The 23,464-nt window shown below is 75.5% G+C and carries 22 protein-coding genes; 16 read left to right on the top strand and 6 right to left on the bottom strand.

What is annotated here, in order from left to right; genetic code table 11:
* The first annotated feature begins 5 nt into the window (after positions 1-5).
* From panD to CHC04_RS17515, 7 genes are all read left to right on the top strand, one after another.
* The gene (gene panD / locus CHC04_RS17545; protein ID WP_281252252.1) at positions 6-419 is read left to right on the top strand and encodes an aspartate 1-decarboxylase; all 414 of its coding nucleotides are present in this window, start codon (positions 6-8) and stop codon (positions 417-419) included.
* Positions 416-2,098: an L-aspartate oxidase gene (locus CHC04_RS17540; protein ID WP_089405215.1), complete on the top strand. Its 1,683-nt coding sequence runs from the start codon at positions 416-418 to the stop codon at positions 2,096-2,098. The genes panD and CHC04_RS17540 overlap by 4 nt, the downstream gene beginning before the upstream one ends.
* The gene (gene nadC / locus CHC04_RS17535; RefSeq protein WP_245817381.1) at positions 2,095-3,000 is read left to right on the top strand and encodes a carboxylating nicotinate-nucleotide diphosphorylase; all 906 of its coding nucleotides are present in this window, start codon (positions 2,095-2,097) and stop codon (positions 2,998-3,000) included. Before CHC04_RS17540 ends, nadC begins: the two co-directional genes overlap by 4 nt.
* A 5-nt stretch (positions 3,001-3,005) precedes the next feature.
* Positions 3,006-3,800, top strand: a complete 795-nt coding sequence (locus CHC04_RS17530; RefSeq protein ID WP_089405214.1) for a type III pantothenate kinase — start codon at positions 3,006-3,008, stop codon at positions 3,798-3,800.
* A gap of 41 nt (positions 3,801-3,841) precedes the next feature.
* Positions 3,842-5,344: a lysine--tRNA ligase gene (lysS, locus tag CHC04_RS17525; RefSeq protein WP_089405213.1), complete on the top strand. Its 1,503-nt coding sequence runs from the start codon at positions 3,842-3,844 to the stop codon at positions 5,342-5,344.
* Between the two features lie 154 nt (positions 5,345-5,498).
* Positions 5,499-5,855, top strand: coding sequence for a histone-like nucleoid-structuring protein Lsr2 (locus CHC04_RS17520; RefSeq protein WP_089405212.1), 357 nt, complete (start codon positions 5,499-5,501; stop codon positions 5,853-5,855).
* A gap of 439 nt (positions 5,856-6,294) precedes the next feature.
* On the top strand, positions 6,295-8,838 hold the full coding sequence (locus tag CHC04_RS17515) for an ATP-dependent Clp protease ATP-binding subunit (protein WP_089405211.1): 2,544 nt from the start codon (positions 6,295-6,297) through the stop codon (positions 8,836-8,838).
* 217 nt (positions 8,839-9,055) lie between these two features.
* Here the strand turns inward: CHC04_RS17515 and CHC04_RS17510 are convergent, their stop codons facing one another.
* Complete coding sequence (locus tag CHC04_RS17510; RefSeq protein ID WP_281252254.1) at positions 9,056-9,838, bottom strand: GNAT family N-acetyltransferase; 783 nt, start codon at positions 9,836-9,838, stop codon at positions 9,056-9,058.
* Positions 9,839-10,042: 204 nt separating this feature from the next.
* A complete protein-coding gene (locus CHC04_RS17505) occupies positions 10,043-10,918 on the bottom strand; it encodes an HhH-GPD family protein (protein WP_089405210.1) in 876 nt (291 codons plus the stop codon).
* A gap of 78 nt (positions 10,919-10,996) precedes the next feature.
* On the opposite strand from CHC04_RS17505, the gene CHC04_RS17500 reads away from it, so the two are divergent.
* Positions 10,997-11,677: a MucR family transcriptional regulator gene (locus CHC04_RS17500; RefSeq protein WP_089405209.1), complete on the top strand. Its 681-nt coding sequence runs from the start codon at positions 10,997-10,999 to the stop codon at positions 11,675-11,677.
* Between the two features lie 91 nt (positions 11,678-11,768).
* Here the strand turns inward: CHC04_RS17500 and disA are convergent, their stop codons facing one another.
* The 3 genes from disA to CHC04_RS17485 form a co-directional block, all read right to left on the bottom strand.
* On the bottom strand, positions 11,769-12,857 hold the full coding sequence (gene disA / locus CHC04_RS17495; protein WP_089405208.1) for a DNA integrity scanning diadenylate cyclase DisA: 1,089 nt from the start codon (positions 12,855-12,857) through the stop codon (positions 11,769-11,771).
* An 84-nt stretch (positions 12,858-12,941) separates the two neighbouring features.
* Positions 12,942-14,315, bottom strand: coding sequence for a DNA repair protein RadA (gene radA, locus CHC04_RS17490; RefSeq protein WP_089405207.1), 1,374 nt, complete (start codon positions 14,313-14,315; stop codon positions 12,942-12,944).
* 36 nt (positions 14,316-14,351) lie between these two features.
* A complete protein-coding gene (locus CHC04_RS17485; RefSeq protein WP_089405206.1) occupies positions 14,352-15,050 on the bottom strand; it encodes a copper chaperone PCu(A)C domain-containing protein in 699 nt (232 codons plus the stop codon).
* Between the two features lie 105 nt (positions 15,051-15,155).
* Here CHC04_RS17485 and CHC04_RS17480 point away from each other — a divergent pair, with 105 nt between their 5' ends.
* The 3 genes from CHC04_RS17480 (at position 15,156) to CHC04_RS17470 (ending at position 18,380) form a co-directional block, all read left to right on the top strand.
* Positions 15,156-16,715, top strand: coding sequence for a cryptochrome/photolyase family protein (locus CHC04_RS17480; RefSeq protein ID WP_089405205.1), 1,560 nt, complete (start codon positions 15,156-15,158; stop codon positions 16,713-16,715).
* Between the two features lie 76 nt (positions 16,716-16,791).
* Positions 16,792-17,412 carry an RNA polymerase sigma factor gene (locus tag CHC04_RS17475; protein ID WP_089405204.1) on the top strand — a complete coding sequence of 207 codons (621 nt, stop codon included), beginning with the start codon at positions 16,792-16,794 and terminating at the stop codon, positions 17,410-17,412.
* On the top strand, positions 17,409-18,380 hold the full coding sequence (locus CHC04_RS17470; protein WP_089405203.1) for a hypothetical protein: 972 nt from the start codon (positions 17,409-17,411) through the stop codon (positions 18,378-18,380). The genes CHC04_RS17475 and CHC04_RS17470 overlap by 4 nt, the downstream gene beginning before the upstream one ends.
* Before the next feature lie 18 nt (positions 18,381-18,398).
* Here the strand turns inward: CHC04_RS17470 and CHC04_RS17465 are convergent, their stop codons facing one another.
* Positions 18,399-19,202 carry a UbiA family prenyltransferase gene (locus tag CHC04_RS17465; RefSeq protein WP_245817379.1) on the bottom strand — a complete coding sequence of 268 codons (804 nt, stop codon included), beginning with the start codon at positions 19,200-19,202 and terminating at the stop codon, positions 18,399-18,401.
* Positions 19,203-19,375: 173 nt separating this feature from the next.
* On the opposite strand from CHC04_RS17465, the gene CHC04_RS17460 reads away from it, so the two are divergent.
* Genes CHC04_RS17460 through rlmB form a run of 5 tightly spaced genes read left to right on the top strand, consistent with a single transcriptional unit; the run spans position 19,376 to position 23,406 of the window.
* Positions 19,376-19,858, top strand: a complete 483-nt coding sequence (locus CHC04_RS17460) for a CarD family transcriptional regulator (RefSeq protein ID WP_089405202.1) — start codon at positions 19,376-19,378, stop codon at positions 19,856-19,858.
* A gap of 38 nt (positions 19,859-19,896) precedes the next feature.
* On the top strand, positions 19,897-20,559 hold the full coding sequence (gene ispD / locus CHC04_RS17455) for a 2-C-methyl-D-erythritol 4-phosphate cytidylyltransferase (RefSeq protein ID WP_089405201.1): 663 nt from the start codon (positions 19,897-19,899) through the stop codon (positions 20,557-20,559).
* On the top strand, positions 20,556-21,053 hold the full coding sequence (gene ispF / locus CHC04_RS17450; protein ID WP_089405200.1) for a 2-C-methyl-D-erythritol 2,4-cyclodiphosphate synthase: 498 nt from the start codon (positions 20,556-20,558) through the stop codon (positions 21,051-21,053). Before ispD ends, ispF begins: the two co-directional genes overlap by 4 nt.
* On the top strand, positions 21,050-22,450 hold the full coding sequence (gene cysS / locus CHC04_RS17445) for a cysteine--tRNA ligase (RefSeq protein ID WP_089405199.1): 1,401 nt from the start codon (positions 21,050-21,052) through the stop codon (positions 22,448-22,450). Before ispF ends, cysS begins: the two co-directional genes overlap by 4 nt.
* Positions 22,432-23,406 carry a 23S rRNA (guanosine(2251)-2'-O)-methyltransferase RlmB gene (gene rlmB / locus CHC04_RS17440; protein ID WP_245817377.1) on the top strand — a complete coding sequence of 325 codons (975 nt, stop codon included), beginning with the start codon at positions 22,432-22,434 and terminating at the stop codon, positions 23,404-23,406. The genes cysS and rlmB overlap by 19 nt, the downstream gene beginning before the upstream one ends.
* Positions 23,407-23,464 lie beyond the last annotated feature (58 nt).

Raw genomic sequence — 23,464 nt, 5'->3', positions numbered from 1 at the left:
GCACGATGCTCAGGTCCAAGATCCACCGGGCGACGGTGACCCAGGCCGACCTCCACTACGTCGGCTCCGTGACGATCGACGAGGACCTGCTCGACGCCGCCGACCTGCTCCCCGGCGAGCAGGTCGCCATCGTCGACGTCACCAACGGGGCCCGGCTGGAGACCTACGTCATCCCCGGCGAGCGGGGCAGCGGCGTCATCGGCATCAACGGCGCCGCCGCGCACCTGGTGCACCCCGGCGACCTGGTCATCCTCATCAGCTACGGCCTGATGGACGAGACCGAGGCGAAGTCCTTCATCCCCAGGGTCGTGCACGTCGACGGCGCCAACCGCGTCGTCGAGCTGGGTGGCGACCCGTCAGCCCCCGTGCCGGGCGCAGCGGACCAGCGGCGCAGCGACCTGGGCGTGCCGGTCCGGTGACCTCGCTCGCGGCGCCGACCGTCACGGGGCTGCCCACCCGGCTCGCCGCCCCGGCGCCCGGGTGGGAGCTGTCGGCCGACGTCTGCGTCGTCGGCTCCGGCGTCGCGGGGCTGTGCGTGGCGCTGCACGCGCGCGCGGCCGGCCTGTCGGTCGCCGTCGTCACCAAGGTCCGGGTCGACGACGGCTCGACCCGCTGGGCGCAGGGCGGCATCGCCGCCGTCCTCGACCCCGCCGACACCCCGGAGGCGCACGCCCGCGACACCGAGGTGGCCGGCGTCGGGCTGTGCGAGCCGGCCGCCGTGCGCGCCCTGGTGACCGAGGGCCCGGCCCGCCTGCACCAGCTCATCGGGTGGGGCGCCGGTTTCGACCGCGACGCCGAGGGCCGGCTGCTGCTGACCCGCGAGGGTGGGCACACCGCCGACCGGATCGTGCACGCCGGCGGCGACGCGACCGGGGCCGAGGTCATGCGCGCGCTGTGCGAGGCGGTGCACGCCGACCCGGCCATCACCCTCGTCGAGCACGCGATGGTGCTCGACCTGCTCACCGACGCCACCGGCCGCGCCGCGGGGGTCACCCTGCACGTCCTCGGGGAGGGCACCGAGGACGGTGTCGGCGCGGTGCGCTCCCGCGCGGTCGTGCTCGCCACCGGGGGGATGGGGCAGGTCTACGCCGCCACCACGAACCCGCCGGTCTCCACCGGGGACGGCGTGGCGCTGGGCCTGCGCGCCGGCGCGGTGGCCACCGACCTGGAGTTCGTGCAGTTCCACCCGACGTCGCTGTACCTGGGCCCCGGCGTGCGCGGGCAGCAGCCGCTGGTCAGCGAGGCGCTGCGCGGCGAGGGTGCGGTGCTGCGCGACGACACGGGCGAGCGGTTCATGCTCGGCGTGCACCCGCTGGCCGAGCTCGCCCCGCGCGACGTCGTCGCCAAGGCGATCACCCGGGTGCAGCTGCGCGACGGCGTCGACCACGTGTGGCTCGACGCCCGCGGGATCCCCGGGGTGGCCGAGCGGTTCCCGACCATCGTCGCGCGCTGCCGGGCCGGCGGCGTCGACCCGGTCACCGAGCTGGTGCCGGTCACCCCCGCCGCGCACTACGCCTCCGGCGGGCTGGTCACCGACCTGTCCGGGCGCACCACCGTCCCCGGCCTCTACGCCTGCGGCGAGGTGGCCTGCACCGGGGTGCACGGGGCCAACCGGCTGGCGTCGAACTCGCTGCTGGAGGGGCTGGTGTTCGCCGCCCGCATCGGTGCGGACCTGGCCCGCGCCCTCCCGCCGTCGGCTCCCGCGGTGGCGGCGGCACCGGCGACGGGCGGGCTGCTCGACCCGGCCGGCCGCCGGGCGGTCACCGACACCATGTCGGCCCGGGTCGCGGCGCTGCGCTCGGGCACCGGGCTGGCCGAGGCCACGCACACCCTGGCCGGGCTGGCCGCCTCCCTGGCCGGCGGTCCGGGCGCGGCGCCCGGAGTCGAGAGCTGGGAGGCCACCGGGCTGCTCACCGTCGCAAGCGCGCTGGCCGCCGCGGCCACCGCCCGCGAGGAGACCCGCGGCTGCCACTGGCGGGAGGACCACCCCGACAGCGAGGAGCGGTGGCGGGTGCACCTCGACGTCCGCCTCGACGGCGACGGGCGGCTGACGCTGACCCACCGCCCGGTCGGCGCGCCGGTGGGAACCCCGTGGTGAGCGCCGACCCGCGCTCGCTGGCGGGCACCGGGCTGACGGAGGCCTGGGTCGACGACCTCGTCGAGCGCACGCTGGCCGAGGACCTCGCCGGCGGCGCGGTGCTGCCCAGCGAACCCGACCTCGCCGTCGCCCTCGACGTCACCAGCGCCGCCACCGTGCCGCCCGCCCAGTACGGCACCGCCGACCTCGTCGCCCGCGCCGACGGCGTCGCCGCCGGCCTGCCGGTCGCCGCGCGGGTGCTCACCCGGCTGGCGCCCGGCGCGACGCTCACCGCCGGCGCCACCGACGGTGACCGGGTCGCCCGGGGCGACGTGCTGCTCACCGTCCGCGGCCCGGTGCGGGCGCTGCTGGCCGCCGAGCGCAGCGCGCTCAACATCGCCAGCCGGGCCAGCGGCATCGCCACCGCCACCCGCGCCTGGGTCGACGCAGTGGCCGGCACCGGTGCGGTGGTCCTCGACACCCGCAAGACCACGCCCGGCCTGCGCCCGCTGGAGAAGTACGCCGTGCGCTGCGGCGGCGGGTCGAACAAGCGGATGGGCCTCTACGACGTCGCGATGGTGAAGGACAACCACGTCGCGGCCGCCGGCTCGGTGGCGGCCGCCGTCGCCGCGGTGCGCGAGCGCGCGCCGCGGGTGCCGGTGCAGGTGGAGGCCGACACCCCGGCGCAGGCGCTGGAGGCGGTCGAGGCCGGCGCGGACTTCCTGCTGCTGGACAACATGCCCCCCGCGCAGCTGCGCGAGGTCGTGGCGCTGGTCGGCGGCCGCGCGGAGCTGGAGGCCACCGGCGGGCTGACCCTCGCCGTCGCCCGGGAGGTCGCCGCGACCGGCGTGGACTTCCTGTCGGTCGGCGCGCTCACGCACTCCTCGCCGATCCTCGACCTCGCCCTCGACCTGCGGAGCTGAGCCCGGTGCTGCTCACCGTCGACGTCGGCAACAGCCAGACCGTGCTGGCCACCTTCGACGGCGCCCGGCGGGTGGGGTGCTGGCGGGTGACGACGCACGCGCGGGCCACCTCCGACGAGCTGCGGATGCTGTGGCGCGGCCTGCTGCGCGACACCGAGGTGACCGGCGTGGCCGCCTGCTCCACCGTGCCCGCGCTGCTGCCGGCGCTGCGCCGGCTGCTGGACTCCCTCGAGGTGCCGGTCGTGCTCATCGGCCCGGGCGTGCGCACCGGCGTCCCGCTGCACGTGGACAACCCCCGCGAGGTGGGCGCCGACCGCGTCGTCACCGCCCTGGCCGCCCACGAGCTGTTGGGCACCGCCCCGGACGGGCGCACCCGGCCGGTCGTCGTCGTCGACTTCGGCACCTCCACCAACGTCGACGCCGTGGGCCCGGACGGGCAGTTCCTCGGCGGTGCGCTCGCGCCGGGCCTGGAGGTCAGCCTGGAGGCCCTGGCCTCCCGGGCGGCGCAGCTGCGCTCGGTCGAGCTCACCGTCCCGCCGCAGGCGATCGGCAAGAACACCGTCGCGGCGCTGCAGTCCGGCGTCGTCCTCGGCTTCGCCGGCCTCGTCGACGGGCTCGTCGACCGCATCGGCGGCGAACTCGTGGCGCAGTTCGGCCGCGAGCCGGTCGTCGTCGCCACCGGCGGGCTGGCGCCCCTGGTCGCCGACAGCTGCCGGTCGATCGCCGCCCGCGAGCCCGACCTCACCGTCCACGGGCTGCGGCTGGCCTTCGAGCGCTCCCAGGCCGCCGGCCGCCGGTGACCGCCGGGGTGGCGCGGCGCACGGCCGTAGGCTCGGGCGCCGTGACCGACGAACCCCCCGGCCCGCTGGACGACGAGCTCCCCGAGCAGATGCGCGTGCGGCGCGCCAAGCTCGACCGGCTGCGCGAGGCCGGCACGGACCCCTTCCCGGTCACGGTGGCCCGCACGACCTCGCTGGCCGACGTCCGCGCGGCGCACCCCGACCTGGAGCCGGACACGCTGACCGGGGACCGGGTGGGCGTCACCGGCCGGGTCATCTTCAGCCGCAACACCGGCAAGCTGTGCTTCGCGACCCTGCGCGAGGGCGACGCCGAGCTGCAGGTCATGCTCTCGCGCGACCGGGTCGGCGCCGAGGCGCTCGACGCCTGGAAGGCCGACGTCGACCTCGGCGACCACGTCTTCGTCGAGGGCGAGGTCGGCACGTCGCGGCGCGGCGAGCTGTCGGTGTTCGCCGACTCCTGGCGGATGGCGGCCAAGGCGCTGCGCCCGCTGCCGGTGGCGCACAAGCCGATGAGCGAGGAGCTGCGGGTGCGCCGCCGCTACGTCGACCTCATCGTCCGCGACGAGGCGCGCCGCACCGTCCGCCAGCGGGCCGCGGTCGTGGCCGCGCTGCGGGCCGGCCTGACCGGCCGGGGCTTCCTCGAGGTCGAGACGCCGATGCTGCAGACGGTGCACGGCGGCGCCGCGGCCCGGCCGTTCCGCACCCACATGAACGCCTTCGACCTCGACCTGTACCTGCGCATCGCACCGGAGCTGTTCCTCAAGCGGTGCATCGTGGGCGGCCTGGAGAAGGTCTTCGAGATCAACCGGAACTTCCGCAACGAGGGCGCCGACAGCTCGCACTCCCCGGAGTTCGCGATGCTGGAGTTCTACGAGGCGTGGGCGGACTACACCGACGTCGCGCGCACCACCCGCGAGCTGGTGCAGGAGTGCTGCGCGGCGCTGTTCGGCGACCACGTCGCCCGCCACCACGACGGCACCGAGATCGACCTGTCCGGGGAGTGGCCGCACGTGCCGCTGTACTCGCTGGTCTCCGACGCCGTCGGCGAGGAGGTCACGCCGGAGACGCCGGTGGAGCACCTGCGCGCGCTCGCCGGGCGGCACGACGTCGGCGTGGACCCCGCGTGGCTGCCCGGCAAGGTGGTCGAGGAGCTGTTCGAGGCGCTGGTCCAGGACTCGCTGCAGGCGCCGACGTTCGTCGTCGACTACCCGGTCGACACCTCGCCGCTGACCCGGGCGCACCGCACGACGCCGGGGCTGGCCGAGAAGTGGGACCTCTACATCGGCGGCGTCGAGCGCGGGACCGGGTACTCCGAGCTGGTCGACCCGGTCGTGCAGCGCGAGCGGTTCACCCAGCAGGCGCTGCTGGCCGCCGCGGGCGACCCCGAGGCGATGGTGCTCGACGAGGACTTCCTCGAGGCCCTCGAGTACGGCATGCCGCCCAGCGGCGGCGTCGGCATGGGAATCGACCGGCTGATGATGACGCTCACCGGTCTCGGCATCCGGGAGACGATCCTGTTCCCTTTGGTGCGGCCCATTTCCTGATACCGACTCTCACGAACGGACGATTCCTCCCCGTATTGGGCGAACTGCGGTGGGCTAATCGTCTTCTCGCCCTTCCGTGTGGTGGAATGGCCACGTCGTCCACGACGGCGACCAATCGTCCGGCCGCGGGGCCGAGGAGGAGTGAGGCAGAAGAATGGCGCGCAAGGTGCAGGTGATCCTGAGTGACGACCTCGACGAGGACGTCCCCGCCGACGAGACGGTGAGCTTCTCCCTCGACGGCACCAGCTACGAGATCGACCTGTCGGAGAAGAACGCCACGGAACTGCGGGACACGTTCTCCCGGTACGTGCAGGCCGCCCGCAAGGTGAGCCGCGGCGGTGGTGGCCGGGCCTCCGGCGGCGGCCGTTCGCGCGCCACCGGTGGTGGCGGCCGCATGGACCGGGAGCAGGCCGGCGCCATCCGCGACTGGGCCCGCAAGAACGGCCACAACGTCAGCGACCGCGGCCGCATCCCGGCCAGCGTCGTCGAGGCCTACGAAGCCGCCCACTGACGAAGGACCCCGCTGCCCCCCACCGCTCGCACGCTCGCGGTGGGCCCCTGCAGCGGGGCCGTTCCAGCACGTCACCCCGCTCGGGGCGGGTCCCTGCGAGGGGGCCGTTTCAGCACGTCACCCCGCTCGGGGTGGGCCCCTGCGAGGGGGCCGTCCAGCACGTCACGACGGCCCGGCACCCACTCGGGTGCCGGGCCGTCGGCGTCTCCTGGTCGCGACGCGCCGTCCGCTGTCGGCGTAACCGGATCGGAACACCGCCACGGCACCATCGGTTGGACCGGGCAGCCACCCACCGCCCGCCGGTCGAGGCCGACAGGACGGCGTGGTCCGTGACTACAGTGGAAAGACCGGTGCCCCAGCGCGCCGACGGACGTCGGGTGCTCCTCCCCAGGAACGGGGAGGGCAGTGCCGGACCAGCCGGTCAGAGGAGAAGCAGCGCATGTTCGAACGGTTCACCGACCGAGCCCGACGGGTGGTCGTCCTGGCGCAGGAAGAGGCCAGGATGCTCAACCACAACTACATCGGCACCGAGCACATCCTCCTGGGCCTGATCCACGAGGGTGAGGGCGTCGCTGCCAAGGCCCTCGAGTCCCTCGGCATCTCGCTCGAGGGCGTCCGCCAGCAGGTCGAGGAGATCATCGGCCAGGGTCAGCAGGCCCCCTCCGGCCACATCCCCTTCACGCCGCGGGCCAAGAAGGTCCTCGAGCTGTCCCTGCGCGAGGCCCTGCAGCTCGGCCACAACTACATCGGCACCGAGCACATCCTGCTCGGCCTGATCCGCGAGGGCGAGGGTGTCGCCGCGCAGGTCCTGGTCAAGCTGGGTGCCGACCTCAACCGCGTCCGCCAGCAGGTCATCCAACTGCTCTCCGGCTACCAGGGCAAGGAGCCGGCCGCGGCCGGCGGCCCGTCCGAGGGCACCCCGTCGACCTCGCTGGTGCTCGACCAGTTCGGCCGCAACCTGACCCAGGCCGCGCGCGACTCCAAGCTCGACCCGGTCATCGGGCGCGCCAAGGAGATCGAGCGGGTCATGCAGGTCCTCTCGCGGCGGACCAAGAACAACCCCGTCCTCATCGGCGAGCCCGGCGTCGGCAAGACCGCCGTCGTGGAGGGCCTGGCCCAGGCCATCGTCAAGGGCGAGGTCCCCGAGACCCTGAAGGACAAGCAGCTCTACACCCTCGACCTCGGCGCCCTCGTCGCCGGGTCGCGCTACCGCGGTGACTTCGAGGAGCGCCTGAAGAAGGTCCTCAAGGAGATCCGCACCCGCGGCGACATCATCCTGTTCATCGACGAGATCCACACCCTCGTCGGTGCCGGTGCCGCCGAGGGCGCGATCGACGCCGCCAGCATCCTCAAGCCGATGCTGGCCCGCGGTGAGCTGCAGACCATCGGCGCCACCACGCTCGACGAGTACCGCAAGCACCTGGAGAAGGACGCCGCGCTCGAGCGGCGCTTCCAGCCGATCCAGGTGGGCGAGCCGACGCTCACCCACACGATCGAGATCCTCAAGGGCCTGCGCGACCGCTACGAGGCGCACCACCGGATCAGCATCACCGACGGCGCCCTCGTCGCCGCCGCCACGCTGGCCGACCGGTACATCTCCGACCGCTTCCTGCCCGACAAGGCGATCGACCTGATCGACGAGGCCGGCGCCCGGATGCGGATCAAGCGGATGACCGCGCCGCCGGACCTGCGCGAGTTCGACGAGCGCATCGCCGGCATCCGCCGCGAGAAGGAGTCCGCGATCGACGCGCAGGACTTCGAGAAGGCGGCGTCGCTGCGCGACCGCGAGAAGCAGCTGCTGGGCGAGAAGGCCGAGCGCGAGAAGGCGTGGAAGGCCGGCGACATGGACGTCGTCGCGGAGGTCGACGACGAGCAGATCGCCGAGGTGCTGGCCAACTGGACCGGCATCCCCGTCTTCAAGCTCACCGAGGAGGAGACCACGCGTCTGCTCCGCATGGAGGACGAGCTCCACAAGCGGATCATCGGCCAGGAAGAGGCCATCAAGAGCGTCAGCCAGGCGATCCGGCGCACCCGCGCGGGCCTCAAGGACCCGCGCCGCCCCGGTGGCTCGTTCATCTTCGCCGGCCCCTCGGGTGTCGGTAAGACCGAGCTCGCCAAGGCGCTCGCGCAGTTCCTCTTCGGCGAGGACGACGCCCTCATCCAGATCGACATGGGCGAGTTCCACGACCGGTTCACCGTGTCGCGCCTCGTCGGTGCCCCTCCCGGCTACGTGGGTTACGACGAGGGCGGCCAGCTGACCGAGAAGGTGCGGCGCAAGCCGTTCTCGGTGGTCCTCTTCGACGAGATCGAGAAGGCGCACGCGGACGTGTTCAACACGCTCCTGCAGGTGCTCGAGGACGGCCGGCTCACCGACGGTCAGGGCCGGATCGTGGACTTCAAGAACACGATCCTGATCCTCACGACCAACCTCGGCACGCGCGACATCTCCAAGGCCGTGGGGCTGGGCTTCCAGGTCGGCAACGACACCCAGTCCAACTACGAGCGGATGAAGAACAAGGTCAACGAGGAGCTCAAGCAGCACTTCCGGCCGGAGTTCCTCAACCGGATCGACGACATCGTCGTGTTCCACCAGCTCACCGAGGACGAGATCATCCAGATCGTCGACCTCATGGTCGCCCGCGTGGAGGGCCAGCTGGCGAACAAGGACATGTCCCTGGAGATCACGCAGGACGCCAAGAAGCTGCTGGCGGCCCGCGGGTTCGACCCGGTGCTGGGTGCCCGGCCGCTGCGCCGGACCATCCAGCGCGAGATCGAGGACGCGCTGTCGGAGAAGATCCTCTACGGCGAGCTGACCGCCGGTCAGATCATCGTGGTGGACGTCGAGGGCGAGGGCCCGACCGCGAAGTTCACCTTCCGCGGCGAGGCCAAGCCGATCGACCTGCCGGACACGCCCCCGGTCGCGCTGACCGTCGGCGACGACGAGGACGGCCAGGGCGGCACCACGTCCCTGGAGAAGAAGTAGCTCCACCCGCACCATCGACGAGGGCCGTCTCCCGCACCGCGGGGGGCGGCCCTCGCCGCGTCCGGGCCCGCGCCAGGAGCAGGGACCTGATCGTGGCGCCTCCTCCCGCACGGTGGGACGTGAGGGAGGACGCCCGGCGGTGAGGGAGGACGGCGGGCGGCCGGGCCCCCCGCGACGACGTCGCCGGCCGGTGTCGTCTCCGCGACCCGTGGTCCGGTCAGCGGGGGACGGCGACCGGTCCCAGGTCCACGGCGCGGTGCACCCAGGTCCCGGTGACCACCATGCCCACCCGCTCGTAGAGGCCGAGGGCGCCGGTACGGGAGTCGGTGGACAGCTCGCAGCGCGTGGCGCCGTGCCGGCGGGCGTTCGCGAAGGCGTCGGCGAGGAGGGCCCGGGCCAGACCGAGCCCGCGCCGGTCACGGCGCACCGCCAGCCTGTCGACGTAGCCGTCCCGGCCGCCGGTGACCAGGAAGCACGCCCCCACCACGTCGCCACGGTGGTCCACGACGACCCGCAGGTGCCACGGCTCGAACCCGGGCCGGCGCACGGTCGTCGCGGCGAAGTCCTCGAACGACCGGCGGTCCCGCTGCGACCACTCGAGGAAGGCGTCCTCGACCACCGTCCAGGCGGCCCGGTGGTCGGCCTCGCCGTCCGCCGTCCGGATGGCGTACCCGTCGGGCAGCGGCTGCGTCTCGATCCGCCTGTCCTCGGGGAGCTCCAGCAGCCACGAGGTCCACCGCACGTGGTAGCCGAGGTCGGCCAGCAGGACGTCCGCGGGGGAGCCCTGCGGCACGGACATGCCGAAGACGTGGGCGCCGCGCTCGCGGGCCCGCTGCCGGGTCCAGGCGGCCAGCGCCGTCCCGATGCCCCGTCCGCGGTACCGCGGGTGCACGGCGGCGTCCCCGCGCCCCTCGCCGGAGACCTCCGCGTAGGCGACGAGCCGGTCGCCGTCGAAGACGCCGAGCGTGCCGGCCGCGACTCGAAGCTGGGGCGCTGCCAGTCCCCGACGATGTCGGCCTCCTCGATCTCGACGAGCCCGATGTCGTGCTGCTCCTGCGCGGCCATCACCTCGTACACCGCGCGGGCGTCGTCCCCGGTCAGGGGTCGGGCGGTGAGTCCCGCGGGCAGCTGCACGGGTCCCAGTGAACCGTGCCGCGGGGTCGTCGCACGACCGGATCGGTTGCGGGTGGCGGCGCGGGGCCGGTCAGTGGGGGAGCCGGAACAGGCCGTCGTCGGTCTGCTCGACCAGCCCGTCGGCGAGCAGCGAGTCCAGGCAGCGGGACCGCTGGGCGGCGTCGTCCCACGCGGCGTCGAGGGCCTCGGCGGGCACCGGGCCGTGTGCGGCCCGCAGCACGTCGAGCAGCCGGCCGCGCACCTGCCGGTCGGTCCCGGCGAAGCGCTGCACCCGCCGCGGCGGCCCGTCGGCGGCCGGGCAGCCGGCCAGCCGCCAGGCGCAGCGCTCGCGCACCGGGCAGACGGCGCAGCGCGGCGTGCGGGCCACGCAGACCAGCGCGCCGAGCTCCATCGCCGCCACCGAGAAGCGGCACGCCCGCTCCCGGTCGGCCGGCGCCAGTGCCGCGACGTCGGCGAGGTCGGCGGCCCGGGCGGTGCCCGCCTCGGCGCGGCCGTGCACCAGCCGCGCCACCACCCGCCGCACGTTGGTGTCCACCACCGGCTGAGGCTGTCCGTGGCCGAAGCAGGCCACCGCCCGGGCGGTGTAGGTGCCGACACCCGGCAGCGCCTCCAGGGCCGCCACGTCGGCCGGGACGGTCCCGCCGTGCCGCTCGGTGAGGGCGACGGCGGTCTCGCGCAACCGCAGCGCCCGGCGCGGGTAGCCGAGCTTGCCCCACGCGCGGATGACCTCGGCCGGGGAGGCGGCGGCCAGGTCGGCCGGCGTGGGCCAGCGGGCCATCCACGCGGTCCACACCGGCTCCACCCGCGCCACCGGCGTCTGCTGCAGCATCACCTCGCTGACCAGCACCGCCCACGGGTCCACGCCGGGACGCCGCCACGGCAGGTCGCGGGCGGCGGTGTCGTACCAGTCGACGAGGGCGTCGCCGAGTCCGGCCGTGCTGCTCACGGGGGTCCAGTGTGCCCGGCGCCAGCCGCGGCGTGCCCTGTGCGGTGGTCCGCGGCGGGGCCGACTACGGTCCGACTCGTGCTGCACCCGGTCGGACCCCTGCCGGCCGCCGTCTACTGGCGACGGCGACTCCTGGTGCTGCTCGTCCTCCTGGTCGTGCTCGGCGGGGGCGGCTGGCTCGGCGTCTCGCTGCTGACCGGATCGGGGGACACCGCCGCGGCGGCCGGCTCCGCGGCGTCGTCCTCGCCGGTGGGCACCCCCGCCCTCGACCGGGTGGTGCCCTCGCTGGCCGGCGTGCAGACGCCGACCCCGCCACCGAGCACCACCCCACCCGCCCCGCAGCCGCCCGCACCGCCCGCCCAGGAGGCCGGTGCCCCGTGCGGCGACGACGTCGTCGCCCTCGAGGTGCGCACGCCCGGCAGCGCGCCCTCGGGGTCGGCACCGGTGCTCGAGCTCGTTGTCACCAACACCGCGGCCGTGCCCTGCACCCGGGTGCTGGACAAGCAGCTGCAGGAGATGGTGCTGCTCGACGCCGCCGGCGCGCGGCTGTGGGGGAGCAACGACTGCCAGCCCGAGACCAGCAGCGACACCCGCACGCTCGCGCCGGGTGAGCAGGTCGTCTTCCCGCTGACGTGGAGCGGCCTGACCAGCGAGCCGACCTGCACCGCGGCGCGCGTGCCGGTGGCGCCGGGCAGCTACGTGGTGCGGGCGCGGCTGGACACCAAGACCAGCCCGGACGCTCCCCTGCAGATCACCTGAGGGCGCAGCCCTCGTGGTGACCGGCCGGAACGGCCCTCCTGCAGGGTCCGACCGCGAGCGTGCGAGCGGTGGCGGGCAGGAGGGTCCTCACTCAGCTGTAGCGGTCGAGGATCGAGGTCTCGGCCAGCCGCGACAGGCCCTCGCGGATGCCGCGGGCGCGGGCCTCGCCGACCCCCTCGACGGCCAGCAGGTCCTCGATGGTGGCGGCCAGCAGCTTCTGCAGCCCGCCGAAGTGCTCGACCAGCCGGTCGATGATCGCGGCCGGCAGGCGCGGCACCCGCGCCAGCAGCCGGTAGCCGCGCGGGCTCACGGGGGAGTCCAGCGCGTCGGGGGTGGTGGGCAGGCCGTAGCAGCGGGCGACCGCGGAGAGGTCGAGCAGTTCGGTGGCCGACAGCGTGCGCAGCTCGGCGAGGACGTCCTCGATGGTGCGCGGCCGCCGCGCGGCGCCGCCGGGCATGTAGTCGCGGACCAGCAGCGCGCGGTCCTCCTCCACCCCGGCGAGCATCTCGTCGAGCTGCAGCGCCAGCAGCCGGCCGTCGGTGCCGAGCTCGACGACGAAGCCCTCGATCTCGTCGGCGATCCGGCGGACCATCTCCAGCCGCTGGCTGACGCTCATCGCGTCGCGCACGGTGACCAGGTCCTCGATCTCCAGCGCCGACAGCGTGCTGGCCACCTCGTCGAGGCGCAGCTTGTAGCGCTCCAGCGCCGCGAGTGCCTGGTTGGCGCGGGCGAGGATCGTCGTCGGGTGCTCGAGGGTGTACCGGCGGCCGGCGACGTAGACGCTGATGATGTGCATCGACTGGCTGACCGAGATGACCGGGAAGCCGGTCTGCACGGCCACCCGCTCGGCGGTCCGGTGGCGGGTGCCCGACTCCTCGGTGGGGACCGTGGGGTCGGGCATGAGGTGTACGCCCGCCCGCACGATGCGCAGGCCGTCGGAGGAGAGGATGACCGCGCCGTCCATCTTGGCCAGCTCGCGCAGCCGGGTGGCCGACAGGGCGACGTCGAGGGCGAACCCGCCGGTGCAGATGGACTCCACGACCCGGTCGTAGCCCAGCACGATCAGCGCGCCGGTGCGGCCGGCCAGGATCCGCTCCAGGCCGTCGCGCAGCGCCGTCCCCGGGGCGATGCGGCCGAGGAGCTCGCGCAGAGCGACCTCGGAGTCCACAGCGGGGGGCACGGGCACTCCTGACGTCGACGCGGTTGGCCGCGATTCTACGGGTCACCCCGCGGGGCCGGTCGCGAGCGGGGCGCACGACCGGGCTCAGCCCGGGAACAGCCCCGCCAGCGCCGCGCCCAGGTCGGGCACCTCCATCAGCCGCATGCCCTTCGGCGCCGGCCCCGCGTCCGGCGGCACCAGCGCCAGCCGGTAGCCCTGCCGGGCCGCCTCGGCCAGCCGCCGCGCGGTGCCGCCGACCCGCCGGATCTCCCCGGACAGGCCGACCTCCCCCAGCGCCACCATCCCCTCGGGCAGCGGGGTGTCCCGCGACGCCGAGGCGATGGCCAGCGCCAGCGCGAGGTCGGCCGCGGGCTCGGCGATCTTCACCCCGCCCACCGAGGCGGCGAAGACGTCGGCGTCGGCCAGCCGCACCCCGCCGCGCCGCTCGACGACGGCGTTGACCATGGCGACCCGCTGCGAGTCCAGCCCGCTGACCGCGCGGCGGGGCGAGCCGCCGCCGGCGCTGGTGGCGACCAGCGCCTGCACCTCGGCCAGCAGCGGCCGGCTGCCCTCCATCGTCACCGTGACGCAGCTGCCGGGCACCGACGCGGTGCGGCGGGAGACGAACAGGTGCGACGGGTCGGGCACGCCCACCACGCCGCCGTCGCCGATCTCGAAGCAGCCGATCTCGTCGGCCGGGCCGAACCGGTTCTTGGTGGCCCGCACCAGGCGCAGCGTGGAGTGCCGCTCGCCGTCGAAGGAGACGACGACGTCGACGAGGTGCTCGAGTGCCCGCGGGCCGGCGATCGCGCCGTCCTTGGTGACGTGCCCGACCAGGATCGTCGTCATCCCGCGGGACTTCGCGACGGCGGTCAGCGCCGTGGCGACCGCGCGCACCTGCGAGGCGCCGCCGTCGGTGCCGTCGACGGCGGGGGAGCGGACGGTCTGCACGCTGTCGAGGACCAGCAGCGAGGGCGACACCTGCTCGACGTGGGCGAGGACGGCCGACAGCTCGGTCTCCGCCGCCAGGTACAGCCGCTCGTGCAGCGCGTCGATGCGCTCGGCGCGCAACCGCACCTGGGCCGCGGACTCCTCGCCGGACACGACCAGCGTGGGGCCGTTGGACGCGGCCACCCGGTGGGCCACCTCGAGCAGCAGCGTGGACTTGCCCACGCCCGGCTCGCCGGCGACGAGCACGACCGCGCCCGGGACGAGGCCGCCGCCGAGGACCCGGTCGAACTCCGCGATGCCGGTGGGCACCGCGCGGGCGCCGGTGAGCTCGACCTGGGCGATGGGCCGCGCCGGCGCGGTCACCGGGCCCGCGGCGACCGCCCGCAGCGCCGGCGCCGTGGCGCCGACCTCCTGCAGCGTGCCCCAGGCCTGGCACTCCGGGCAGCGGCCGACCCACTTGGCCGACGCGTAGCCGCACTCGGTGCAGCGGTGGGCGGGGCGGGCGGGCTTCACTCCGGAGGGGGGCACCCCGTCACGGTAGGTGGGGGGACCGACAGTCCCGCCTCACTCGGCCTGGGTGTCCTCCTCGGACTCGGGGTTCTCGGCCTCGCCGGCCTCGCCCTCGTGGAAGTCGAAGGCCTCGCCCCGCTCGACCTCCTCGTCGGGGTTGCCCACCAGCGCCTGGACCTCGATCTCGCCGGCCTGCTCGAAGGTGAGCGTCAGGCTCAGGCTCTGCCCGGCCGTCAGCGGCTCGCTGAGGTCCTCGAGGGTGATGGTGGCGTCGCCGTCGCGGCCGATGTAGAGCGCGGTGTCGGCGGGGATCTCCAGGGACAGGTCCGAGCTCGCCGCCGAGGACCCGGTGGGGGTGGCCGGGGAGCCCGGGGTGGCGCCGGTGGTGCCCGGCGTCGGCGCGGTGGTCGGCTGGTTCCCCGCGGGGGACGACGGCGACGGCGTCGGGCCGGTGCCGCTGAGCCGCACGCCGGAGAAGCCCTCGCCCTCGATCGAGGTGAGCGTCTCGTCCTCGTTCGACTCGTTGACGATCGTCATGACGAGCGTCGCGTCGTCGCCCTCCTCGTAGAGGCCCTCGTCGGGGTAGGCGAGCAGCACCTGGCGCAGGAGCACGTCCTCCACCTGGGCCTGCGGGCCGACCTTGTCGCGGTCCTGGGTCCCGGTCTGGGACACCTGCCCGGCGCTGCACGCACCGAGCGCGACCGGGCTGATCACGAGAGCGCCCGTCAGGGCGGCGCGCAGGGCGCGGTTCACAGCGGTCGACCTCCAGCGAGCACGTGCCGGCCACCGTGTCGTCGATGGCCCGAGTCGCGCCGAGCCTAACGGTCCACCCACCATGTCCGCCGGGAGGTGGAGCCGATGCAGCGCCCGGGACACGGCGCCGAGGAGCACGACCCCGCGCTCGCCGACTTCCCCGAGCGGTCGCCCGCCACGCGGCGCTGGCTGTTCGCCGACCAGCTGGGCCCGCACTTCCTCGACCGCCCCGACCAGCCGGTGCTGCTCGTCGAGTCGAGGGCCGTCCTCGCCCGCCGCCGCTTCCACCGGCAGAAGGCGCACCTGGTGCTCTCCGCGCTGCGCCACCGCGCCGCCGAGCTGGGCGAGCAGGCGCACCTGCACCAGGTCGGCACCTACGCCGAGGCGCTGGACCGCTACGAGGAGCCGCTGAGCGTCTGCGCGCCGACCACCTGGAGCAGCCGCGACTTCGTGCTCGCCCGTCCCGGCCTGCAGGTGCTGGCCGCCCGCGGGTTCGTCAGCTCGCAGGACGAGTTCGCCCGGTGGGCGGAGGGCAGGGGGCGCCGCCGGCTGCTCATGGAGGACTTCTACCGCGACGCCCGCCGCCGCCTCGGCGTCCTCATGGACGGCGCCGAGCCGCTCGGTGGGAGGTGGAACCTCGACCCGGAGAACCGCGAGCCCCCGCCGCGGGACGGCCGCTCACCGGCGCCCGAGCCGTGGTGGCCGGCGGAGGACGAGATCGACGAGCAGGTGCGTGCCGACCTCGACCGCTGGGAGGCCGACGGCGAGGTCTCCTTCGTCGGTGACGACGGCCCGCGGCGGTTCCCCGTCACCCGCGAGGAGGCCCTCACCCGGCTGCACGACTTCCTGACCGCCCGGCTGGGCGTCTTCGGCCCGCACGAGGACGCCATGCTCGCCGAGGAGCGGTGGCTGGCGCACTCGCTGCTGTCGCCGGCGATGAACCTCGGCCTGCTCGACCCGCTGGAGGTCGTGCGCGCCGCCGAGGCCACCGCCCGCGCCCGGGCCGCCGACGGCGACCCCCTGCCGCTGAACTCCGTCGAGGGGTTCGTCCGGCAGGTCATGGGCTGGCGGGACTACGTCTGGCACACCTACTGGCACTTCGGCCGCCACTACCGCCACGCCAACGCGCTGCGGGCGCTCGAGCCGGTGCCGGACTGGATGGCCGAGCTCGACGACTCCGCGGTCGACGCGGCGTGCCTGTCCGGCGTCCTGGGCGACCTGCGCCGCGACGGCTGGGTGCACCACATCCCGCGGCTGATGGTGCTGGGCAACTACGCGCTGCAGCGCGGCATCGACCCGCGGGAGACGACCGACTGGTTCCACCGCACGTTCGTCGACGGCTACGACTGGGTGATGGTGGCCAACGTCGTCGGCATGAGCCAGCACGGCGACGGCGGGGCGCTGGCCACCAAGCCCTACGCCGCCGGGGGCGCCTACATCGACCGGATGAGCGACTACTGCGGCCGCTGCCCCTACGACCCGCGCCGGCGGCTGGGCGAGGACGCCTGCCCCTACACCGCCGGCTACTGGACCTTCCTCGACCGCAACCGCGAGCGGCTGGCCGGCAACCAGCGGATGCACCGGCCGCTGCAGGGCCTCGACCGGCTGCGCGACCTCCCGCTGGTCGTCGAGCAGGAGACCGCCCGCGGCACCAGCCCTCCCTGATCGGGGGACCGCGGTCCAGTTCCGCGGCGTCCCTGCCGATGCCTCCCCCGCACGGGGAGACGGCAGGGAGGTGCGGATGGCGGTCGGACCGGCGTTCGACGACGTCCTCACGGCGGCCCAGGCGGGCGCGGCGTGGGGGTTCGAGGTGCTGTACCGGGACCTGTCCCCGGCGGTCACCGGCTACCTGCGGCTGCACGGCGCGCAGGACCCCGACGACCTCGCCAGCGAGACCTTCCTCGCCGTCTTCCGCGGGCTGGGCGGCTTCCGCGGGGACGAGGACGCGCTGCGCTCCTGGGTGTTCACCATCGCCCACCGCCGGCTCGTCGACGACTGGCGCCGGCGCAGCCGGCGACCGCAGCTCACCGACGACGCCGGGGGCCTGCTGCCCGAGGCCGCCGGCGGCGACGTGGAGGACGACGTCCTGACCCGGCTGGGCACCGAGGCCGTGCACCGGCTGTGCGCGGGGCTGCCCGCCGACCAGCGCTCGGTGCTGCTGCTGCGGGTGCTCGCCGACCTCACCGTGGAGCAGGTGGCCGCGGTGATGGACCGCTCCGTGGGCTCGGTCAAGGCGCTGCAGCGGCGCGGTCTGCGCCGGCTGCGGGCCGAGCTCGAGCCGGCCGGCACCACCCGCCCGGGTGAGACCGCGGGGACGGGCGCACCCCTGCGCGTCCGTCCGGCGATGACGGGAGCGAGATGACCACGCCAGCCGACGCCCGGACCGACGAGGAGGCCTTCGCGGCCTGCCTCGCCGGCCGTCCCGTGCCCGCGGGCGCGCCGGACCTGACCGCGTTCACCGACGCGGTCCGGGCCTGCGCCACCGCACCCGGGCGGCCGAACGCGGCCCTGGCCGAGCTCCTGGCGACCGGTCTGATCACCGACCAGTCGCAACCGTCCACGCGGACGACCGGGCACCCCGCCCGGGCCTCACGGAAGAGACCCCGCATGCTGCTCAGCACCCTCACCGCCAAGATCGCCGCGGCCGGCGTCGCCGCCAAGGCCGCCGCCGCCACCGGCGTCGTCGCCGTCGCCCTGACCGGCACGGTGACGACCATCGCCGCCATCGAGGAGCCCGCCGTCGTCGAGTCCGGTGACAGCGCCGTCCTCGAGCCCGGCGAGACCACCGGCGAGGTGCCCGCCGAGGAGGCGCCCACCGACGAGACCCCGGCCGGCGAGCTGCCCGCGGACGACACCCCGGCCGAGGAGGTCCCGACGGAGGAGACCCCCACCGGGGATGTCCCGACGGAGGGCACCCCCGAGGAGGTGCCCACGGAGGGGACCCCCACCGAGGAGGTGCCGACCGAGGAGGTGCCGGCCGAGGACGAGCCCGTCGCCACGCCGGAGCGCAGCCAGGACGAGTGGGCCGCGGGCCCGGCCGCCGGGGAGTCCCACGGCCACTGGGTCAGCGAGGGCGCGCGCAACGGCTGGGTCACCGGCGAGCAGGTGAGCCAGGCGGCCCACGACCGCAACGACGAGCGGAAGGCCGACCGCCAGGGCGGGCAGCCGGCCGGGGCGCCCGCCCAGCCGGTCACCGAGCAGCCGGCCGCCGCCGCGCCCGCGCCCGCCCCGGCCCCCGCACCGGCCGCGACCGGCGGCGGGAACGGGAACGGCAACGGCCACGGCAACGGCAACGGCAACGGCAACGGCAACGGCAACGGCAAGAAGTGACGCCGGGCGGGGCCGCGCTCAGGTGAGCGCGGCCCCGCCGAGCACCAGCAGCACCACGTCGAGCACGGTCAGGACCAGCACCGCGGGGAAGGCCAGCCGCCGCAGACCCGGCCGGCCGGCCAGCGCGGCGACGGCGACCGCGGGCACCGCCAGCGCCAGGCCGGCCCAGCCCCACCACGCCGGCGGCCCGTCCGGGCCCAGCACGAGCACCAGCGTGGCGGCCCCCAGGAGCAGCGCGCCGAGCGCCGCCGACCCGTTCGCGCCCAGGCGGTGCGGGAGACCGCGCACCCCGGTGGCGAGGTCGTCGGCGATGTCGGGCGCCACGTTGGCCAGGTGCGCGGCGGCACCCAGCGCCGCCCCCGCCAGCGGCAGCCACCACGGCGCCAGGGGGGCGCCGGGCGCGGCGGCCACCACCCCCGCCGGCAGGGCGCCGAAGCCGGTGACGTAGGGCAGTCCCGACAGCACCGTCCGCTTCAGACCCGCGTTGTAGGCCCAGCCGCTCGCGACCAGCACCAGCAGCAGCAGGCCGGGCACCCGGCCGAGCACGAGGGACAGGACGACGGCGACCGCGGCCGCCGCGAGCGCCGCGGCACGCAGCACGGCGGGGTCGACCGCGCCCTGCACGACGGGCTTGTCGGCGCGGGCGACGGCGCGGTCGCGGTCGGCGTCGAGCCAGTCGTTGCTCCAGCCGATGGACGCCTGACCTGCGAGGACGGCCAGCCCCACGAGCAGCACCCGTGCCGGCGGCACCTGCGCGGCCACCGCCAGCAGGGTCGCGACGACGGTGACCGCGGCCGCCGGAGGTGCGTGCGTGGCGCGCACGAGGGCCCGAGCCGAGGCCGCCCGGGCGGGCCGCGCACGCACACCGACCACGCCTCTGTCAACCCCTTCCCCGGACTTCACCAGGCCTCTGACCTGCGCATATCCGCCGCCGCGCCATTCCGGGCGTCAGTCTGCCGTGCTAACCTGGGTACAGCGAAAGGGGTCACACACACATGGGCTTCACTGTCGGCGAGACCGTCGTCTACCCGCACCACGGTGCCGCTCTGATCGAGGCGATCGAGACGCGGGTCATCAAGGGCGAAGAGAAGGCCTACCTCGTGCTGAAGGTCGCCCAGGGCGACCTGACCGTGCGCGTGCCGGCCGACAACGCAGAGATCGTCGGCGTCCGCGACGTCGTCGGTCAGGACGGGCTCAACCGCGTGTTCGAGGTCCTGCGGGCCCCGCACACCGAGGAGCCGACCAACTGGTCGCGCCGCTACAAGGCCAACCTCGAGAAGCTGGCCTCCGGCGACGTCAACAAGGTGGCCGAGGTCGTCCGCGACCTGTGGCGCCGCGACAAGGACCGCGGCCTCTCCGCCGGCGAGAAGCGGATGCTGTCCAAGGCCCGTCAGATCCTGGTGAGCGAGCTCGCGCTCGCCGAGGGCACCAACGAGGACAAGGCCGAGATCCTGCTCGACGAGGTCCTCGCCAGCTGAGCTCCGCCTCCGCGCCCCCGCACCACCCGGCCACTCCCGTGTCCGCTGTCGGCATCGTCGCAGCGGCCGGGAGTGGTTCGCGTCTGGGGGCCGACCTGCCCAAGGCGCTCGTCCCGCTCGCCGGCCGGCCGCTGGTCGTGTGGGCGGTGGAGAGCCTGCTCGCCGGCGGGGTCGCCGAGGTCGTCGTCGCGGTACCGGCCGCCGACCGGGCCGCCTTCGCCGCCGCGCTGCCCGGCACCGTGCAGCTCGTCGACGGCGGGGCCACCCGCACCGCCTCGGTGCGCGCCGGCCTGGCCGCCGCCGGTCCGGCCGCCGACGCCGTCCTCGTGCACGACGCCGCCCGCCCGCTCACCCCGCCCGAGGTCGTCGCCCGGGTGCTGGCCGCCCTGGCCACCGGCGCCCCGGCCGTCGTCCCGGTGCTGCCGGTCGTCGACACCACCGTCGTCGTCGACGAGGCAGGCACCGTCACCGCCGCCGTCCCCCGTGCCTCGCTGCGGCGGGTGCAGACCCCGCAGGGCTTCGACCGGGCGGTGCTCGTGGCCGCCTACGCCGCGCTCGAGGACGGGGTCGAGCTGACCGACGACGCCGCGGTGGTGCGCGCCGCCGGGGTCGCCGTCGGCACGGTCGAGGGCGACGAGCGCGCCGCCAAGGTCACCGTGCCGCACGACCTGCACCTGGCCGGGCTGCAGGTGGGCCGGTGACCGAGCTGCCGCGGGTCGGGCTCGGCCTCGACGTGCACCCGGTCGAGGCCGGCCGGGAGTGCTGGCTGGCCGGGCTGTCCTGGCCCGGCGCCGACGGCTGCGCGGGGCACTCCGACGGCGACGTCGTCGCCCACGCGCTCACCGACGCGGTGCTGTCGGGGGCCGGCCTGGGCGACATCGGCGGGCTGCTGGGCACCGACGACCCGCGCTGGGCGGGTGCCCGCGGCGTCGCCGTCCTCCAGCACGCCCGGGACACGCTGGCCGCCGCCGGCTGGCGGGTGGGCAACGCCGTCGTTCAGCTGGTGGCGCCCACGCCGAAGCTCGGCCCGCGCCGGGCGGAGGCGGAGGCGGCGCTGTCGGCGGCCCTCGGGGCCCCGGTGAGCGTCACGGCGACCACCACCGACGGGCTCGGTCTGGTCGGCCGGGGGGAGGGCCGGGCGGCGGTCGCGACGGCGCTGGTGGTCCGGGCGGGGTCCGTAGACTCCCCGCGGTGAGCCTCCGCCTCTACGACTCGGCCGCCCGGGCGGTCCGCGACTTCACGCCGCTGCGGGCCGGGGAGGCCTCCATGTACGTCTGCGGGCTCACCGTCCAGGGGCCGCCGCACCTCGGGCACGTGCGCGCCGGGCTGGTCTTCGACCTGCTGCGCAACTGGCTCGAGCAGGGCCACGGCACCGAGGTCACGCTGGTCCGCAACATCACCGACATCGACGACAAGATCCTCGCCAAGGCCGCCGAGCACGGCGTGCCGTGGTGGGCGTGGGCCTACGAGAACGAGCTGGCCAGCACCCGCGCCTACGAGGCGCTGGGCGTGCGGCCGCCCACCTACGAGCCGCGGGCCACCGGGCACGTGCCCGACATGGTCGAGTTCATCGCCCGGCTCGTCGAGCGCGGGCACGCCTACGCCGTCGATGGCGACGTCTACTTCGACGTGCGCTCCTTCCCCGGGTACGGCGCGCTGACCCGGCAGAAGATGGAGGACCTGGAGCCCGCGGCCGACACCGACACCGACGAGAAGAAGCGCGACCCGCGCGACTTCGCGCTGTGGAAGGCGCACAAGCCCGGCGAGCCCGACACCGCCGGCTGGGCCACGCCGTGGGGCCGCGGGCGGCCCGGCTGGCACCTGGAGTGCTCCGCGATGGCCGAGCGCTACCTCGGGCCGGACTTCGACGTCCACGGCGGCGGGCTGGACCTGCGCTTCCCGCACCACGAGAACGAGCAGGCCCAGTCGCACGCCGCCGGGCACGGCTTCGCCCGGTACTGGGTCCACAACGGCTGGGTCACCCTCGGCGGCGAGAAGATGAGCAAGTCGCTGGGCAACACCGCGCTGGTCGACGAGGTCGTCCGCCGGGTGCGCCCGGTGGAGCTGCGCTACTACCTGGTCACCCCGCACTACCGCTCGACGATCGAGTTCACCGACGCGGCGCTGGAGGAGGCCGGGTCGGCCTTCCGGCGGATCGAGTCGTTCGTGCAGCGGGCCGCCGAGCGGGTGGGCGCCGAGCAGCCGGCCGAGTTGCCCGGGGAGTTCCGGGCGGCCATGGACGACGACCTGGGCACCCCGGCCGCCGTCGCCGTCGTGCACGAGACCGTCCGGCAGGGCAACACCGCCCTCGCCGAGGGGGACGACGCCGCGGCCGCCGCGGCCCTGGGCCGGGTCCGCGCCATGCTGCGCGTCCTGGGCCTGGACCCGCTCGACCCGCGCTGGGCCGGCGGTGGCGACGGCCGGCTCGCCGAGGTCACCGACGGGCTGGTGCGGCTGGCGCTCGAGCAGCGGCAGGCCGCCCGCGCCCGCAAGGACTACGCCGCGGCCGACGCCGTGCGCGACCAGCTCGCCACCCTGGGCGTACAGGTCGAGGACACCCCGCAGGGACCCCGATGGGAGCTGACCCGCTGATGGCCGGCAACAGCCAGCGCCGCGGCCGCACGAGCGGTGCCGGCAAGAAGACCGCCACGGCCGGCACCGGCGGCAAGAACCGCCGGTCCCTGGCCGGCCGCGGTGCCACCCCGCCGGCCGAGATGCGCAAGGGCCACCCGGCGCAGCGCCGCGCGCAGGCCGACGCCCGGCGGCGGGCCGAGCGCGACCGCAGCCGGCAGCGTGCCGAGGAGGCGCCCGAGCTGCTGCTGGGGCGCAACCCGGTCGTCGAGGCGCTGCGGGCGGAGATCCCGGCCAGCGCCCTCTACGTGGTCACCGGCGACGCGACCCGCACCGACGAGCGGGTCGCCGAGGCCGTGCAGCTGGCCGGCGACCGCGGGCTGCCGCTGCTGGAGGTCGGCAAGGCCGAGTTCGACCGGATGTCGGGCGGCGCGCTGCACCAGGGGATCGGCCTGCAGGTCCCGCCCTACGACTACGCCCACCCCGACGACCTGCTCGACCTCGCCCGCGACTCCGGCCGCCCGCCGCTGGTGGTCGCCATGGACGGCGTGACCGACCCGCGCAACCTCGGCGCGGTGGTGCGCTCGGCGGCCGCGTTCGCCGCGCACGGCGTCGTCGTGCCGCAGCGGCGCGCGGTCGGGATGACCGCCTCGGCCTGGCGCACCAGCGCCGGTGCGGCCGCCCGGCTGCGCGTGGCGCGCGCGGTGAACCTGGCCCGGGCGCTCGCGTCCTACCAGGACGCCGGCCTGCAGACGGTGGGCCTGGCCGGCGACGGGGACATGGAGCTGCACGAGTACGACGGGTTCGCCGACCCCGTCGCGCTCGTCGTCGGCGCCGAGGGCACCGGCCTGTCGCGGCTGGTGCGCGAGCGGTGCGACGTCGTCGTGCGCATCCCCATCGCCCGCGACACCGAGTCGCTCAACGTCAGCGTCGCCGCCGGCATCGCCCTCTACGCGGCGGCGCAGGCCCGCGGCTGACCCTCCGCACGCCGTCGAGATCGCGCGACCTCGACGGGGACGGGGCGCGGGCGGTGGC

It is taken from the genome of Geodermatophilus saharensis, assembly GCF_900188205.1.
Taxonomy (GTDB): domain Bacteria; phylum Actinomycetota; class Actinomycetes; order Mycobacteriales; family Geodermatophilaceae; genus Geodermatophilus; species Geodermatophilus saharensis.
The sequence above is the reverse complement of the archived record's forward strand: the minus strand, read 5'-3'. Positions and strand labels throughout refer to the sequence as shown.

Coding starts and splice junctions, on each gene's coding strand:
- panD (WP_281252252.1), top strand. CDS start 6: ATGCTCAGGTCCAAGATCCACCGGGCGACGGTGACCCAGGCCGACCTC.
- CHC04_RS17520 (WP_089405212.1), top strand. CDS start 5,499: ATGGCGCGCAAGGTGCAGGTGATCCTGAGTGACGACCTCGACGAGGAC.
- CHC04_RS17515 (WP_089405211.1), top strand. CDS start 6,295: ATGTTCGAACGGTTCACCGACCGAGCCCGACGGGTGGTCGTCCTGGCG.
- CHC04_RS17480 (WP_089405205.1), top strand. CDS start 15,156: ATGCAGCGCCCGGGACACGGCGCCGAGGAGCACGACCCCGCGCTCGCC.
- CHC04_RS17475 (WP_089405204.1), top strand. CDS start 16,792: ATGGCGGTCGGACCGGCGTTCGACGACGTCCTCACGGCGGCCCAGGCG.
- CHC04_RS17470 (WP_089405203.1), top strand. CDS start 17,409: ATGACCACGCCAGCCGACGCCCGGACCGACGAGGAGGCCTTCGCGGCC.
- CHC04_RS17460 (WP_089405202.1), top strand. CDS start 19,376: ATGGGCTTCACTGTCGGCGAGACCGTCGTCTACCCGCACCACGGTGCC.
- rlmB (WP_245817377.1), top strand. CDS start 22,432: ATGGGAGCTGACCCGCTGATGGCCGGCAACAGCCAGCGCCGCGGCCGC.